General features: G+C 47.0%; 9 protein-coding genes. 3 read left to right on the top strand and 6 right to left on the bottom strand.

Going from position 1 to position 16,256, the window contains the following annotated elements; all coding sequences use genetic code 11:
- Nucleotides 1–32 precede the first annotated feature (32 nt).
- Both MHI37_RS11045 and MHI37_RS11040 read left to right on the top strand, forming a co-directional pair.
- Complete coding sequence (locus tag MHI37_RS11045; protein ID WP_076335019.1) at nucleotides 33–272, top strand: hypothetical protein; 240 nt, start codon at nucleotides 33–35, stop codon at nucleotides 270–272.
- A gap of 414 nt (nucleotides 273–686) precedes the next feature.
- The gene (locus MHI37_RS11040; RefSeq protein ID WP_076335018.1) at nucleotides 687–1,034 is read left to right on the top strand and encodes a hypothetical protein; all 348 of its coding nucleotides are present in this window, start codon (nucleotides 687–689) and stop codon (nucleotides 1,032–1,034) included.
- 117 nt (nucleotides 1,035–1,151) lie between these two features.
- Here MHI37_RS11040 and MHI37_RS11035 read toward each other — a convergent pair whose 3' ends face one another.
- The 4 genes from MHI37_RS11035 to MHI37_RS11020 all read right to left on the bottom strand — a co-directional run bounded on the left by MHI37_RS11035 (nucleotide 1,152) and on the right by MHI37_RS11020 (nucleotide 11,890).
- Nucleotides 1,152–4,877, bottom strand: coding sequence for a family 43 glycosylhydrolase (locus MHI37_RS11035; protein ID WP_076335017.1), 3,726 nt, complete (start codon nucleotides 4,875–4,877; stop codon nucleotides 1,152–1,154).
- Nucleotides 4,878–4,898: 21 nt separating this feature from the next.
- Complete coding sequence (locus tag MHI37_RS11030) at nucleotides 4,899–5,936, bottom strand: S-layer homology domain-containing protein (protein WP_076335016.1); 1,038 nt, start codon at nucleotides 5,934–5,936, stop codon at nucleotides 4,899–4,901.
- 35 nt (nucleotides 5,937–5,971) lie between these two features.
- Complete coding sequence (locus tag MHI37_RS11025) at nucleotides 5,972–7,249, bottom strand: dockerin type I domain-containing protein (RefSeq protein ID WP_076335015.1); 1,278 nt, start codon at nucleotides 7,247–7,249, stop codon at nucleotides 5,972–5,974.
- A 126-nt stretch (nucleotides 7,250–7,375) separates the two neighbouring features.
- Complete coding sequence (locus tag MHI37_RS11020) at nucleotides 7,376–11,890, bottom strand: alpha-L-arabinofuranosidase C-terminal domain-containing protein (protein ID WP_179090133.1); 4,515 nt, start codon at nucleotides 11,888–11,890, stop codon at nucleotides 7,376–7,378.
- 447 nt (nucleotides 11,891–12,337) lie between these two features.
- Here MHI37_RS11020 and MHI37_RS11015 point away from each other — a divergent pair, with 447 nt between their 5' ends.
- Nucleotides 12,338–13,693: a dipeptidase gene (locus tag MHI37_RS11015; RefSeq protein WP_076335013.1), complete on the top strand. Its 1,356-nt coding sequence runs from the start codon at nucleotides 12,338–12,340 to the stop codon at nucleotides 13,691–13,693.
- A 94-nt stretch (nucleotides 13,694–13,787) separates the two neighbouring features.
- Here the strand turns inward: MHI37_RS11015 and MHI37_RS11010 are convergent, their stop codons facing one another.
- The gene (locus tag MHI37_RS11010; protein WP_076335012.1) at nucleotides 13,788–14,603 is read right to left on the bottom strand and encodes a phytanoyl-CoA dioxygenase family protein; all 816 of its coding nucleotides are present in this window, start codon (nucleotides 14,601–14,603) and stop codon (nucleotides 13,788–13,790) included.
- Nucleotides 14,604–14,656: 53 nt separating this feature from the next.
- Nucleotides 14,657–16,192, bottom strand: a complete 1,536-nt coding sequence (locus MHI37_RS11005; RefSeq protein WP_076335011.1) for an extracellular solute-binding protein — start codon at nucleotides 16,190–16,192, stop codon at nucleotides 14,657–14,659.
- Nucleotides 16,193–16,256 lie beyond the last annotated feature (64 nt).

Raw genomic sequence — 16,256 nt, 5'->3', positions numbered from 1 at the left:
ATTTAGTAGAGTTAAAAAGATAGAGTAGGCGATTGACGACGAAAAAAAAAACCAGAGATGATCCGAGACTGTTCCTGAAAACGCCGCGCGACTTGGAAAAATGGAAGGTGATTTACAAGCGCCGCACGTCCGTCGAGCGTTCCAATAAGCAGGAAAAAATCGATTACAAGCTGGAATCCGGTCGGCTCCTCTCGACGATGATGTGGTACATGCGAATTTACGGCATTATGACCCCCAGCATATGGATGCCTAGTATAACGGTGTGCTTTTAAGTTATCATATTCGGTCCATGATAGATTTGTAATTTTCTGCTCTTTTATACAATATTCCATTTTTTATGCCTGACTCCCGAAAAAAAGAAGCCGGCTGCCCTACATGGCGTCGGCTTCTTTCAACTTTACTTGACTCTTGCAAAAAAAGTTGTCTTTGAAAAACCTACTGCATTCGCGATAAAAGGTTCAATTCTTTAGAACCTTTGTCGATTAAGATAAATAAAAAGGAGATCGTGTCATTTCCAGCGAAATTGTTGGTCACTATACAAGTCAATATCGTATAAAAGCCTCGGTAACAAATATCCAAGCATACAAGCACAGCTGTGCATAATCTATAGAGAATATACGGCTTGGGAGCCAACAGCATCATAAGGATGCTCCTGGTAAATTATAAGTAAAGGAATGTGATTCGATGTGAAGCGGCGAAAAAGAGCCCAGACTAACACTATTCTGCCAACTGAAATTGAGCCAGTGGAAGAACCTATTATGTCACAAGACACTCCTGCTATGCCTGCTGTAGAAAATTCAGATTCGATGTTAACTCGAATAGGCGGCTTTGACGGTATTATGTCCATGATGGGAACCGCACAGAAATTTATGGGTTTCTTTCAACAAATGCGTCCAGCGTTTAAACTCGTCAATTCACTTTTCGGCGCAAAAGCGTTTCTTTCCAGCGTACCTAATCATAGAAGAAATAGAACGAAAATCAGAAAAAGTTCAAGCAAACTATCAACTGTGCGAAACAAGAAAAAACGGAAATAAAAAGAAGAAACGGCTGTCGCCGTTTAAAAACTAGTATGTCCTAAGACGCGAGAGGCTGCCACCTCCGTAGATCGAATCTACGGAGGGGACAGCCTCAAATGCTTGCTGTTTTTATTTTTATTGTTTCAAAATCAATTGCGCCATCGTCGACAGATCCACGATGTCTACCATTCCATCATTACTCAGGTCAGCGATTCTGTATACGCTCCAGTTAGGATCACTGGACGTTTTGCCATAATAGGATGCTATAATTGCTAGATCACCGATGCTGAACCTCGAATCGCCGTTTATATCCCCTGGTGTAGCTCTATCGATCTCAGAAATATTTACGCTATGAGCCGCCCCGCCGATATCAGTCTCATCATCGCCGCTCGACACGACAACATTGGACACATTAATGACCGTAACAGCTGCCTGTGACGCCTTCACTTTCCATCGCACAGTCAGCCATTCACCATCCACTCCGACTCCCTGCCCAATGCGAGCTGCGATAACTCGGATTTGACCTTCTGTTTCTGCTGGGTCCGATACCGCTACTACTGCAAAATCCTTATTCTTAGATACTGCATCCATAAACTCCAGCTGTTCCTGATCGAATGTGAAGGTTATATCCTGTGCGTATACTTCACCATCCACGCCACTCAGGCCATAAATGAGCTCCAATGTCTCCCCTGCTTGAATCGCATTCGTTCCGGATAAGATGGCAGAGACACCGCTTCCTTGCTCGCTTATTACGGTTACAAGGAAATCCTTCGTATCAAGAAAACTCCCCTTCTGCACGGTGGCCGTCAAAGTAACGGTCCGATTCCCTTCACCAAGTGCAGGACGTTGAACCACTCCATTTGTGCCAGCAACAGAAGCATCGCTTGAATGCCAAGCAATAGATGAGCCCTTGCTTCCCACAGTCGGCAAAATAAGATCGTCGATTATAGCTGAGGTATCGCCTAATTGAAGCCATTCCGTATCCTCTGCTACAGCCTGTGAATTGGCTTGCTCATACAAGGATCGCACCTCCCAGGAAGTAAGCGCCTTGTTATAGATACGGAAATCGTCAACCTCTCCGCCAAAGTAAGGATCACCGGAATAAAATGATTTTCCGATATAGCCAGAGAAATCCTTCGTTGCATCGTACAGGTCGGACGGCTTGATCGTAACGGAAGAATTTCGCGCCACCTCTATTCCATCCAGATACATAACACCCAAATGCTCATCTGAATTAACAACAACCGTCAATTGCTTCCACTCATTCCCTGGAAGTGCCGACGCATGCGCCCATTTTTGCTCGCCGCTCCAAGTGCTGGTCGTTATCGCCGAGTGCAAAATGTTCGACCCATTATAAGGAGAGGTAAATAAGTAACGATCGGAATCCGTACCCAAACCGTATAAAAATTGATTTCTTGTCGTCGTATTCGTAAATTTAACGTACGTTGATATTGTAATATTGTCTGTGCCCTTTAATATTCCGTTAGGAATCTTCACATAAGGTGCTGTCGTGGACGTAGATGCTCCCCCTGACATCTTGAACGAGCCGCCATTTACGCCTGTGCCAAAAGCCGGCGTTCTCACGTAAGCTCCGTCATTTCCGTTTCCGGAATGATCCGTCGCCACTGTGCCGCCTGTCTCATCAAACGAATACCAGAGCAGCAGATCTTTATCCGATACGGCAGCAGGTACCGTTACATGAAACGTAAACGTTTGGCCTTCATATTGAGCTGTAATAACAGCTAATCCTTGACTCAGCGCCTTTACAACACCGGTTTGGCTCACCTTTGCCACTGCTGCGGTAGAGGAGGAATAAGCTACACCTGTTGTAATGACTGTGCTTTGGCCATTCCCATCCGCTTTCTTAAGCACCATTTGGTGTGTGTCTCCCGCTTCGATAGTTGCACTTTCCTCCGCTGCATACACGGTACCCGCAGTCGCAATGACTGTAACCGTCGCTTCTACAGCTGCTCCCGGAAGATTGCCGTCTGCCACTGGCACTCCTAAATACGGAGTCCCATCCTCATGCCAATATACGTTCTGTACACGCGCCCATCTGGAAGCGTCATAAAGCGGGTTGTAGCCGTTAACGCCTGAATACTGCTCATTCTTTCGTGCATGGTACACATACAAGTCCGAAACACCATCTTCAGCTACTGTGAATGTGCCATGTCCAGGCCCGAATTGCTCATTCGCTTTGCTCGTTGCCATAATTGGATACGGCGTTTTCGTCCACGCTGCCGGGTCGAGCAGATCAGTACTAGGTGAATCCAGCGCAGATAGCAGTCCGATTGCATAAGTAGAATCCGTAGAGCCTGCGGAATAGGTTACAAATATTTTGCCGTTGCGCTTAATGACATCTGGCCCTTCAACGACGTTGTCTCTGCGCTGCTCCCATGTATATTCTGGTACAGCAATATTCACCTGCTGGCTGCCAAGCGTAGTCGGGCTAGTCAGCTTAGCAATGCGCAGGCTCGAGTTCATTTGCAGTGAGGAATTGGCAAACGCCCAAATCATATACCATTCGCCGTTATGCTCGAATACAGTAGAGTCTAGGTCGAACGCTTCATTTTGCATAGCGACCTTTCCAAGCTCATTCCACGCGCCCGTCATCGGGTCGTCCGTTGCACATTCCAGCACATAGACACGCAAATCAAAGTTTGCCGTCGTCCTTCCGGCTGCGAAGTAGATATACCACTTGCCATTCATGTAATGAATTTCCGGAGCCCAGATATGGAAGGACATTTCACCGGAAGACTTGCGCAGCCAAATCGTTTTCTCTTCAGCGCTCGCCAAGCCTTGCACCGTCGATGAGCCTCTTAATGTAATCCTATCATATTGATAGGAGGCGGTTCCGTTGTGCGCAACATCCATATACGAGCTTGTAAAATAATACCTTCCGTCCTTGCTCTTCTCGATATTGGGATCGGCTCCATTTTTTATGAGCGGATTCACGATATTGGTGGTCCCCTTTACCTTGCCCTTCACTTTGAAGGTTCCTTCCTTCGCATAGGCTGCAGGGTCAATCGCCTCCCAATCCATCCCTTTCGACACTAAGGTGCCATCGGAATAGATAACTTCCCCGACATCTGGCAAAGTAGGAGCAGCGCCAAGAGCCGTCGTGGTCTGAATCGGCTTAACTCCCGTTGGCATTTGAGGTGTTCCGAGGCTTGCGAGCAGCGTGGTGAGCTCGCTTGGCGTTACTCGGACTACGCTTCCAGCAATCGCTTTGGCTGGTGCACTGTTCATGACCGGTTTGGCAGCAGGATACTGCGTACCTTGATAGGTGATTGGATCCGATACCGTAATAAAGTCCTCCGTCGTATTCGTGTAGAGCGTAGTTCCGTTCGTCCAATACAGCTCATAAAGACCGCTGGCTTCATTATAACGAGCCTGTGGTGATTTTGCGGGCTGAGAGGTTTTGTTCAACTGTATTGTGCGTTCGTTCGTATAATGCAGCAAATCCTTCGAATCCCAAGCGAATATTCCAGTGTTAGTCGTTGCTCCCGCGCTGGTGACGATTGTCGCGAGCAGTACAAAGCTGCCGTCCTGCTTCCGGAGCAAGAACGGGTCACGATACTGCAGGCCATTTGCAGGATTCGCCTGATAACCCGTATTTTTCTTGAATAAAATGCCGTTATTATCTCCCAGCGCCGTCCAATGGCTCGCGTCATAGCTGTAGGCAAGATGCAGACTATCATCCATGTAGGTCATGTTTGTTCCTGAAGTTCCACTCGTATGATAGGACATCACATAAATGTCCTGCGCTGCCTCAGCTGCTCCGCTCACCGGCGCGAGGGCAATCGAGCTGACAAGCAGAGTCCATGCAATCATCAGCGATAAAGCCTTCTTTTTCAACATTTGGGTGATTCACCTCATTAGTTAATTTGGGTTTAGCACATCCAGTATTCTCAAAATGATAACGACGGCTTCGGCACGAGTAGCATTTGCCGCAGGTTCGAACTTATTGCCTCCCTTCCCTTGGATAATGCCCAGCTCCGCTGCTGCTGCTACGGACGGCTTCGCCCATGAAGGAATAGCATTCGAATCGTTAAATGCCGGATTCAGATCAGCTTCAAGCTCCTTATCCAGTGCCCTCATCACCATAACCGCCATTTCAGCTCTGCTGATCAGCTTATTCGGACGGAATGTTCCATCCTCATAGCCTTTAACGACACCGGCTAATTCCGCTTGGGCGATAGAAGGCCTCGCCCAGCTCGGGATACTAGCTAAGTCTGTATATTGAAGTGTCGTATCGTCGCCCTTCGACTTCAGCTCAGTCGCCCGATCCAGCATAACGATAAATTCAGCTCTCGTTACACTGCCATTTGGACGGAACATTCCGTCCTGATATCCTTTAACGAAACCAATAGCCGCAGCCCGTTCAATGGCTGTTTTGGCCCAGTGGCCGGTCAAATCCTTGAATGTAATCGCTGGTGCGGTAACTACTGGTGAAAGGTTAAGCTTAATATCTGTCATATGGGTCGTGGAGCTTAAGTCGCTTTTTACAAGCTTCACCCTTGATAGCTTAATTACGACCGGCTCCGCGGCAGTGCTAATGGCTTCGAACGTAATCGCCGCCAAATCTGCCTTTCCGGAATCGCCTGCTGCCTTACCGATTTTGGTATGCGCGAATACAAGCTTCCCGTCTTTCGGTGCCAAGGATACAGGGAAGCCTGACATCGAGCTGGCGGACTTAACGTAACGCAATTGCTCCGGATTATATTCCAGATTAATTTCAAAGCCATACATATCCGTCAGATCACTCCCGCTTACGGTAACGATAAACGGCTGTCCGAGGACTGGCTGCTCGCTGCTTGCCGTTAAAGAGAATAAAACGTCCTTCGCCGAGGCGATACCGGGAAGAACCGTCAACGTTATCAATAAAGCAAGACACTGAATGAACAGTTTGCGTTTCATATTTCTCCTCATCCTTATCCAAGTTTTATGGCTAATCACAACAAAATTTTTGCTGCCAGAAGTGAAAGATCGGAAATATCAATAAATCCGTCATCATTCAAGTCGCCTTGCTTTACGCTAGACCAATCCGCATCAGTCGACGATTTACCGTAGCCATTGGCAAGAATAGCAAGATCTCCAATACTGATTCGATGATCTCCATTGAGGTCACCTGCTTCTGTATTCGTCATCTCGAAGCTGATGGTATGCGCTACGCCGCTAATATCCGTCTCCTCGCCCAAGCCATTAGCAACTATAAGCGACTGTACGGATACTATTGTAGATTCAGAGTGAGTACCCGACTTAACTTTAAAGTGTAGACGTACATATTGTGTGCTCGGACTTGGGAACAGCGTGTCCATATGTACGATTAGCAATCGTATTGCGCCGCTGGTTACGTCTGAGTCCAAAACATGAAACCTCTCCTCGTTGATTGAAGCTGCTCCAATGAATTCAAGCGTCTGATCGTCGAACGATAGGATCAGGTCCTGCGCGTAAATATGCTGAAACAGATCATTAATCCCAAAAACCAGCTCCACCGTATCACCAGCAGAAGCCGTCGCAGGACCGGTCAGCGTTGTGGAGGCTGGCGTGATTTTCCCATGAAGGATAAGCTCAGCAACCATGAGCAAGTCATAATAATCAACCGTTCCATCTTCATTGAGGTCCATTTTCGCATAGCTAGCCCAATCTGGACTGACTTCCGACTTCCCAAGCGCCGTTACAACGAGCGCCAAATCTCCAACCGTTACTAAGCCATCGTCATTCAAATCTCCTTGAATGGCTGCTGCAGCAGTAAAGCTGCGAAGATGCAAGCCGCTCTCGCTGCCTAGCGCCCCTTCCATACTTGCAATTGCTATCTTAGGCACTGAAGCAGGCATACCAAGCTTCGCCTTCCAATAGAGAACTAGCCTATCATGATCACCGTATTCAAAGCTGTTTCCACTGCCGCTCGCCGCAAGCAGTCTGACCTCTCCTTGGCTTTGCGTTTGTCCAGCAATGATCCATCCATCTCTAATATAGTCAGCGCCCAAGAACTCCACCTGCTTCGGATCAAAGGTGATCGTAATATCCTGAGCAATCATCGGCTCATTGGAACTAGGCAGCACATAGAAGGTCTCAAAGCTTTGTCCCGCTTCGACGACTCGCAGTCCCTCCAGCTGCGCACTAGGCAGTCCATCGAAATCTGCGGACGCCCATGACATTTCGGGCTTAACCGTCATGACCACGCACAAAAGCATGATAAAAGTAATAAGCCACTTCCTCTTGCACATTTCAGCACAACCTACCTTTCTTAAGGCAAGATAATTTATTCAATGCCATCTTTACATGAAAATACATTAGACAGGCATGCTTCGACATTGCCTTATCAAAGCACGCCTGCCTTCATCTCTATTTGATCAACCCTTCAATATTTGTCTTGCTACAATTACTAGATCCTGAATATCAATGACATTGTCGCCGTTCAGGTCGTTTTTCTTCACAAGCTCCCAACCCGAATCAGAAGAGGTTAAGCCATATCCTTTCGCTATAATCGCCAAATCCGCAATACTCACTCTTTGGTCATTGTTCACATCACCTGGTATCGTTACGATGACTAGACCTTTAAATAGCTGCAGTGCTGTATTTAACTGCAATGCTGCTTGCTCAATTTCTGTTTGAGTAGCCGTTGTATCATTTGCCACACTGCTGGCATGATCAATCGCCAATTGCAGTGCTGCTTTCGAACCGACTGGATATTGCCCGCTGCCGCTGCCCTCACTAGCTGCATCGTGTACACTTTGTGCTTGCGTAATTAATGCTAGCAGAGCAGACTTGTCAATCGTATTAATCTGTACTTGCAACGATGCTCCTGCAAGCACCGACTCTGTCCCGTCACTGGCAGCAATAACAGCATTCGTTATCGCTACGTTCGCCAAACCGGAAACCTGCTTCGCTTTAAATTTAAAACGAAGCAAGCTGCTATTCGGTTGAGGCTTAGCCTCGCCGAGATGAACAGCCAGCAGTCTCACGAGTCCTGGTGTTTCGCTCTCAGTTCCAACGATGACCATATCATTCTCGTTCAGCGATTCCGCTTCGTCAAAAGTAAGCTTATCTGCGTCGTAGGTTAACGTAATATCATGAGCAGCCGCCTCTTTGCCGCTATCCCCAAGGCCGTACTCCACTGCAAAGCTTTCTTCTCTCGCAGCCGAGGCAGGACCCGTAAGCATAACGCCAGAATGCTGCTCAGCATTCCCAACCAGAACAGCAGCCTGCGCAAAAAGATAGGTTCCCTCTACCGTGCCCCTTACTTCAAAGCTGCCTGTTTTTGCTACTTGAGCTGCGTCGACCGGTCTCCAGTTAACAGAAGCATCCCTCGTACTGCCATCAGATAGGTTTGCGCGAACGACCTTTGGCAATTGCGGAATGGCTCCCTTCTTCGTTGTAATCGCGGTAGGCTCGATGCTTGTTATGATCGGGCTATTATTCATTGGCAGCCTAAGAACGGTTACAGAATAGGCTGGGAAATCATAATCGAACTCTTTGCCTGTACCGCTAATGATCTTCGTCTGTGGTGACACATTTGTCGGATTAGCGAATGAATTTTCTGCCGTTAATGTCTCATCTTTAAGAACAATCGCTGTAGCGTTAGCACCAATAATCCCTGCTCCCGCGATTTGTATTCTTGCTTTCTGCGCACTGCCTGATGAGTTTACGGTTTTCACAATAAGCTCTCCGGTATGCGCCTCCTTCGTCGTTACGCTATACAATGGCCCGGGAATGACGATATCCGTAATATCATGAATCAGCTCGCCATCCAAATAAGCTCTAATATGTGCGCCTTCCACAACAATTTTTATGTCATACCATTGGTTCGTCGATATCGTCTTATAACTAATGTTGCTAATCGTTGATTTCGTTCCTTTTACGGATTTCTCCACAATTGTTCTCGAATTAGAAAATCCGCCAAGATTCCACCAATAATAATCATCGCTATTTTCCGCTCCGAAGCCGATAAGGAAGCCTTCTGAGCCGCTGACCTTTCTAGCTTTGAGCTCCAATGTATAATTGCTCCAATCCTTGCCTTGAACGAGCTCCAGTCTCGCATCCGTTGTGGATTCCGACTGTTTCAGCAGCTCGCCGGTCGCAGCCCAAGTGCCTTTGAACGTTTTCCAATCGGTCATTGTATCAGAATTGCTGAAATCGTTATCGTACAGCGGAGTTTGATCAGCTGCCGTTACCCGAATATCGTCATATTCAGCAATAGTGCTCCACGCTCCAAGCACGATAGAGCCGGTAATCGTATCCGAGGTTTGATTTCTCTTCTTTAATTTGGATGGCATGACGTACTGTCCGACATGCTGAGCGAATAGCTGCTGCACATAATAATTCGGCGTTCCAAACGATTGACTGTTGTTGAACCAAATCAAATCCGGTGTCCACTGGGTATAGCTTTGGTGTGCAAACAACGGAGCGTATGCAGCCATCGCAACAACATCCGAATTTCGCTCCAAGCCCGTCATAAACGCCGCTTCGGCGAGTGCACTCTCCATATTATTTCGCTTGCCGTTGCCATGCGCAGCATACTCTCCGACGAATACCTTCGGACCGCTGCGGTCGTATCTGTCGTACCTTGTGACGTTATTGTAAAACCACTGCGGCGATTGATACATATGCTCATCAACCAGATCAGCCTTGTTATTGTTCTTTCCGAGCCACTCGTACGTCAAATTAAAGTTGGCATCCTCGGGGAATGCCCCCGCGCTCAGCACGAGCTTAATATCCGGATATTTCGCTTTAATGGCATTGTAGAAAATTTCATAACGGGTAAAATAGTTCTGTCCCCACAGCTCGTTGCCTAAGCCGAGGTACTTTAAATTAAACGGCTCTGGGTGCCCATGCAAAGCGCGAATTGCTCCCCACTCAGTCGTCTTCGCATCACCATTCGCATATTCGATCAGATCAAGAGCATCCTGAATGTACGGCTGCAGCTGATCGACCGGCACCGTTGGCGGATTGCTGCTGCACGATACTTGACCTATAAAAATGATCGGCAGCGGCTCAGCGCCAATATCCTGCGCATATTGGAAATATTCTTGGAAGCCGAGACCAAAGGACTGATAATAATTCGATGCCCATTGGTTTGGCTGTACTTTGCGCTCCGCAACGTCGCCAACCGTATTTTTCCACTGGTATCGATTAGCAATGGAGCCGCCCTCCACAATGCATCCACCAGGGAAGCGGAAGAAGCTAGGGTTCAGATCGTCTACCATTTCTGCTAAATCGTAGCGCAGACCGTTGTCTCTGTTGTTGTAGGTTTTGCCTGGGAACAGTGACACCATGTCAAGCTCCACAACCGCTTTATCCTCTGTAGTTACAAACAACCGCGCATTCGTAACCGTCGTGTTTGACTCCATTGAACAGCCAAGCTTCTGCCATTCTGACGTTATTCCGTTCAGCTCACAGGCAGCAAATATATTCGTTGCGCTCGTGCCTAGCCGCGCTTGCAGCGGTTTTGTCAGTGCATCCGTACTGCGCGCGTATACCGTGAAGTTATATCGCTCTCCGCTCTGAACGGCTAAGCCCGTATAACCGGCATTCGAAATGCCATAGCCCCCGCCAGGCTCCGTAACCGATATCCGGGCATAACGTGGGTTTTTTGTGTTCAAAGGATGATCAGCAGCTGTCGTAACTGTACCAATTGCCCCGTCAAACCCCGCATTCGTCCAGCTGTAAAGCGGCGTAGAAAACTCGAACGAACGGTTCTGTAGCAGCTCCCCGTAAAGCCCGCCATCTGCCGCATAATTAATGTCTTCATAGAACACACCATATAGCGTCGGGCTTACTTCGTGCTGTGCTTCGTCAGCGTTAATGTTCAACGAGTATGCGAAGGAGTTCTCCTCCCATACGGTAACTTTAAATTCCTTTGTATCTTGCAGCGTGCCTTTAGCAATCATAGCGGTCAATGTCACCGTACGATCACCTTCTCCAACGCCAGGCCGAATAACCGTACCGTCAGTCTGAATAACGGAGGAGTCTGAGGATTGCCACGTGATTGCCGCTCCGCCAGGACCGATTAGTGGAAGAGTCAAATTCTGTGTCTGCTCCGACGTATCACCGAGATCCAGCCAATTTTTGCTGTAGGCAACGATTTCTAGGTCCGTCATCGTTTCCGTTACTAGCGACATAATCTCATCGCTGCCTAATGCTCGTTCATAAATACGGAAATCGTCGATTCGTCCATCAAAATACGGATCTGCCGGATACTGCGACCTTCCGATATAATTGGTTGTCGTCTGGCCCAAGTGCGTCATATTAGCTTGCATATTGCTGACGCTCGCAACTTGGATACCATTGATGTATAACGTATACGTATTGCCGAAAATGGTAATCGCAACGTGATGCCATATTTTTGACGTCGGGAACGCTGGTCCTGTCAAAATGTTCTCCGCACCGCCCTGCGGCATGTTGGCAAGACGCGTTGCACCTCCATTGTCGTTAAGCGTCAGAAAAATACGGTTTGTCGTTCCGGTTCCCAGGGCGAAAACACTCGCCCATGTTTTTACACTGTCTACATCTACCCAAGTCGCAACGGTTAGGTTAGGGGAGTCGCTTGCAATGCCATTCGGCAGGCCAATATATCCATTTGTACCCTGAAGGTCCACCGCTCGACCGCTTTTCCCTGCAGCAGTCCACGCCGTACCGCCATTCAGAACACCATCATTCCCGTGGCCCGAGACATCCTTCACCGTCGTACCTGAAGTTTCTTCGAATGTATAATGTAAAAGCAAACCATCTGTCGATACGGCCGATATATCACTTACCGGAGTAGGCTCAGCCCCTACTCCCTCCTCCGCAAACGTCGGCAATGGAATCGCAGAGAAGAGCATCGCACTCATGCAAAGCATCGCTGTCATCCTTTTAAATTTTCTCATTCGAGATTGAACTACCATGGATAAGGCTCATCCTTTCCTTTTTCATAATGAATTTGTTGTTGCCCTGTACGGATTATTTCAATATTGAAATTGCTAGCGCCGATAAGTCACCGAACACACATACCGTTATAACGAACACTAATACCGCCCTTATTACCTTATAGGTCAGATAAGTGATTCCCCTTTTTTCAATTGATCGTTCTGCTCCTTCGAGATTTTGTATTCCTTCCTTATTTCATCATTACATCCTGTATTCGGCGCATTCCCTCCTCTCGACATTATTGTAAAGCGCTTTCAATGCAGTGGAAATGGAATAATATGTCCTAATAGTTCGAATTTATATATATATTCCCTTACCTATGTTTTGTCCTGTTCTCATCTCGTATGTTTTACTTCACTGGCCGAAGGCGTATACTTAGGTTATATCGCATGAGGAGGTACATACATTTGAACTATACAACCTATTTTCAAGAACTGAGAGAACAGCATCTCGACGAGCTGAAGCATTTTTTAACGATCCCCAGCATTTCGGCCTTGTCCAATCATAAAAAGGATATGAATGAGGCAGCTGAGTGGGTAGCAGCCAAGCTGGAAAAGGCTGGTCTTGAACAGGTAAAGGTTCATCCGACCGACGGGCATCCTATCGTATACGCTGAGCATCTTCATGCGCCAGGCAAGCCGACCGTACTTATCTACGGCCATTATGATGTACAGCCGGTTGATCCCCTTCATCTATGGGAGACTCCGCCTTTTGAACCAACCGTACGTGATGGCAAGCTATATGCCCGTGGTGCAACCGATGATAAAGGGCAAATTTATCTTCATATTAAAGCCGTTGAGGCCATTCTAAACCAAGAAAAGGCGCTTCCGGTAAACGTAAAGTTTTGTATTGAAGGCGAAGAGGAAATTTCCAGCCCTAATCTGCCCGCATTCATGGAAGCTAATGAGAGCATGCTGGCAGCAGATGTCGTGCTCATATCGGATACCTCGCTGCTCGAAAAAGGGAAGCCTGCAATCTCCACAGGGCTTCGCGGACTTTGCTCTCTGGAAGTGACGGTAGCAACCGCTAATACGGATTTGCACTCAGGCTCATTCGGAGGCGGCGTGCCAAATGCGCTGCACGCCTTGATTTCTCTGCTCGATTCTCTGCATGACGACAAAGGACGGGTCGCCATCGATGGGTTCTATGATGGAGTACCAGAGATTTCTCCAGACATGCGCGAGGAGTTTTTGAAGCAAAACCATAATGAAGAGGAATTAAAAAAGAGCCTTGGACTCGAAGCATTATACGGAGAAGAGGGTTATTCCTTTGTTGAACGGACGGGTGCAAGGCCTACTCTTGAACTAAACGGCGTATATGGAGGGTTTCAAGGCGAGGGTACAAAAACGGTCATTCCAAAGGAAGCTCATGCCAAAATTACTTGCCGGCTAGTCGGCGATCAGGACCCCTCTTATGTATTGGATAAAATTGTGGCTCATCTTGAATCTCATATTCAGCTGGGGGCAAAGGTACTCATTAAACGTGGTGAAAAAGCTCGTGCCTTCAACATGGACCCCTCAAATGCCATGCTTCAAAAGGCCGCTGATGCCTATGAGACCGTATATGGCACACGCGCTCTATTCACGAAGGACGGTGGATCAATCCCCATTGTCGAAACCTTCTCACGCGTATTAGGCGCTCCAGTCGTCATGATGGGCTTTGGCCTTCCAGACGAGAATCTGCATGCCCCTAACGAGCATTTCAATCTAGAGAACTTTGACAAAGGACTGCTTACCATCGTTGAGTTCTTGAAACAGCTTTAAGTACATAAAAAGGCAGCTGAGCTTCGCAAAATAAGCGATTTTCAGCTGCCTTTTTTCATTATTTTATCCCAATTATTCACATTGAGCTATACAGCTAGCGATCCGTTTCACTAAGCAGCATCGATTTAAGCGGCACCATAGCATCCTCTGGAACATAATATTTGAACTTATTATCGCTTATATCCCCTAGAAGCTGACGACGAATAGGATCGGCATCCTTCAGAAGTCTCTCCGAAGCGCTATGATAATCTATCGGACGCATCCATATTGGACTGTATCCAAGAAATAGCTGTCTTCTCGTATATTCAGATGAATTTGGAGAACCGGCATGCCACAAATTTTGTGCAAATATAAACACATCTCCCGGCTTTCCGCACACTTGAACTTCGCCTTCTAGCTGCTGCCTCACATCCTTATGATTAGGGTTGTATGGCTTCTTATGGCTGCCCGGAATCACTTTCGTATTGCCGCGATTCGGCTCTGACATATCGCTTAATATATAACAAGCCTTAATGTAATAAGTAGCAGTCAGTCCAGCAATAACAGGAAACTGAGGATGCGGTCCGTCTTGATGCCAATCAATAAAGCTGTGTGTGGCTGTTTTTGCTTCGTTTGGATTCGGTTGTCTGATCGTAAGATGTGAAATATGCAGCTGGATGTTATGTCCGAGTAAATTAACAATGAGTGGAAGAACCTCTGGTTGATCGATCAATGAAGCGAACTCTGCATGCCGTTCAACACTATTATAAATGTTATGGGCAAGTGTTTCCGGCTCATTGGCAATGACCTCATCAATAGCCGCATTCAAACGATCTACCTTTTCTTGCGATAATACATCACGTAATATCAAATAGCCCTGTTCATTAAATTGTTTCATCAAATCCGGAATATTCAGCTCGGCTGTCTTCATCTTTCAAACCTCCTGCTTGTATTTAATTTAATGATAAATTAACTATGAATATGTTAACCGCCATACCCGAGCGCCTGAAGCTGCACTGCTGCGCTGTCCAAAAATGTTTTGTAGTTCATTGAGGTTTCCAACGTTTGTAAAAAGGCAGCATATTGATCAATCGGACGTTTATTAAATATAAATTTCGCGAATTCTTCCTCAATAAATCGATTCGAGTCAACCGGGTTATAGCCCTCAGGATTATCGATGAATCCGTTCAGCGCTTGAATGCGGGGCTGATTGTTAGCGAATTCAATCGATTCAGATTGAGAGGAGAACTTAGCCTGCAAATACTCCATTTCTGGTCTTCCTGTGAATTGGTACAACCAGGAATATCCGACATCACCTGCTTGATCTGTCATGATTGGCTTACCGTTATCAAGCTTGAAATGCGTATCCTTTACACCGAATTGCACAAGCATCGAGCCGCCATCCGGATTCGAAATGTAGTTGAGGAGATCAAACACCTTCTGCAGCTTCTCTGGATCTTTCTCAAGCGCCTTCGGTATGGCGAATCGACCCGGTGTCGCACCAATATCCCATGATCCATCATGTTGTCCGCCTGCTCCAGTTGGGGCAGCAATCTGCAGCCACTGCGCATTTGCATTTACCGTTTTAATTTGTTCCACGAACTGTTCCTTCGTAATATTAGGCCAATCGATATATACAATACCTGCTTGCCCTTTAATTGCCTTCTCTTGGTGCTGCAATCCGCTATTTGCTAGCAGCTCGGAGTCAACAGACCCAGAAGCGATCATGGTTCTAATAAATTCAAGCGCATCCTTCATCGCCGGATCATAAAGCGAATTGACGACTACCCCGTCCTTTTCATAGAAATCACCAGGCATGCCTACGCCGAATGCACCGAATACCGGTGCGAATGCACCTATTTTACCGCCTGTTAAGCCGAAGGTATCTGGTTTGCCATTTCCGTCTGGATCGTTTTTGGTGAAGGCTTCCGCTACGGCAGATAGTTGTTCTACTGTCTCAGGCACCTGCAGCTGTAATTTATCCAGCCAGTCCTTGCGAATCCAATACGTATTGTACGGAATTTGTGGGGACTTGGATATGCCATAAACCTTTCCATCGACCATGCCCTTCTTGACACTGTCTTCACCAATAAAGGCTACCGTTTGCTCTAATTTATCCATATACGGCGTCAAGTCAAGCAGCAGTCCTTGCTTGGAAAATTGAATCAGCTGCTGGCGATCGACCATAAACAAATCCGGAAAATTACCAGAGGCCATACGGACATTCATTTGATTGCTGTAATCGTCTCCCGATGGATAAACCGTTAAATTAAGATCAATGTTCAGCGCTTTATCCAGCTCCTGCTTGATAATATCTTTGTCCGGTGAAGGCAGGTTATTTCCTGTTTCGATAATTTCGATTTTAACCGGCTTTCCAGTTGTCTCGGTCACTTCAGGGGCCGGCTTTTTGGTGCTGACAGGATCGTTGACCCCATTTTTATTGCCTCCTCCTCCCGAGCAACCAGCAACAAGAGATACTAACATGGAAGCAGTAACCATTAAGGAAAATATTTTTTTCATTTTATTATCCCCTTTCTGAACTTTAACTATTGAAAAGGTCCACATAGCTGGCCAGTTATCTATG

The organism is Paenibacillus sp. FSL H8-0548, assembly GCF_038630985.1.
In the GTDB taxonomy this organism is placed as follows: domain Bacteria; phylum Bacillota; class Bacilli; order Paenibacillales; family Paenibacillaceae; genus Pristimantibacillus.
The sequence above is the reverse complement of the archived record's forward strand: the minus strand, read 5'-3'. Positions and strand labels throughout refer to the sequence as shown.

Excerpts from the sequence above, each read along its gene's own strand:
- MHI37_RS11010 (WP_076335012.1), bottom strand. The coding sequence starts at position 14,603 with ATGAAGACAGCCGAGCTGAATATTCCGGATTTGATGAAACAATTTAAT.
- MHI37_RS11030 (WP_076335016.1), bottom strand. The coding sequence starts at position 5,936 with ATGAAACGCAAACTGTTCATTCAGTGTCTTGCTTTATTGATAACGTTG.
- MHI37_RS11020 (WP_179090133.1), bottom strand. The coding sequence starts at position 11,890 with ATGAGAAAATTTAAAAGGATGACAGCGATGCTTTGCATGAGTGCGATG.
- MHI37_RS11005 (WP_076335011.1), bottom strand. The coding sequence starts at position 16,192 with ATGAAAAAAATATTTTCCTTAATGGTTACTGCTTCCATGTTAGTATCT.
- MHI37_RS11025 (WP_076335015.1), bottom strand. The coding sequence starts at position 7,249 with ATGTGCAAGAGGAAGTGGCTTATTACTTTTATCATGCTTTTGTGCGTG.
- MHI37_RS11035 (WP_076335017.1), bottom strand. The coding sequence starts at position 4,877 with ATGTTGAAAAAGAAGGCTTTATCGCTGATGATTGCATGGACTCTGCTT.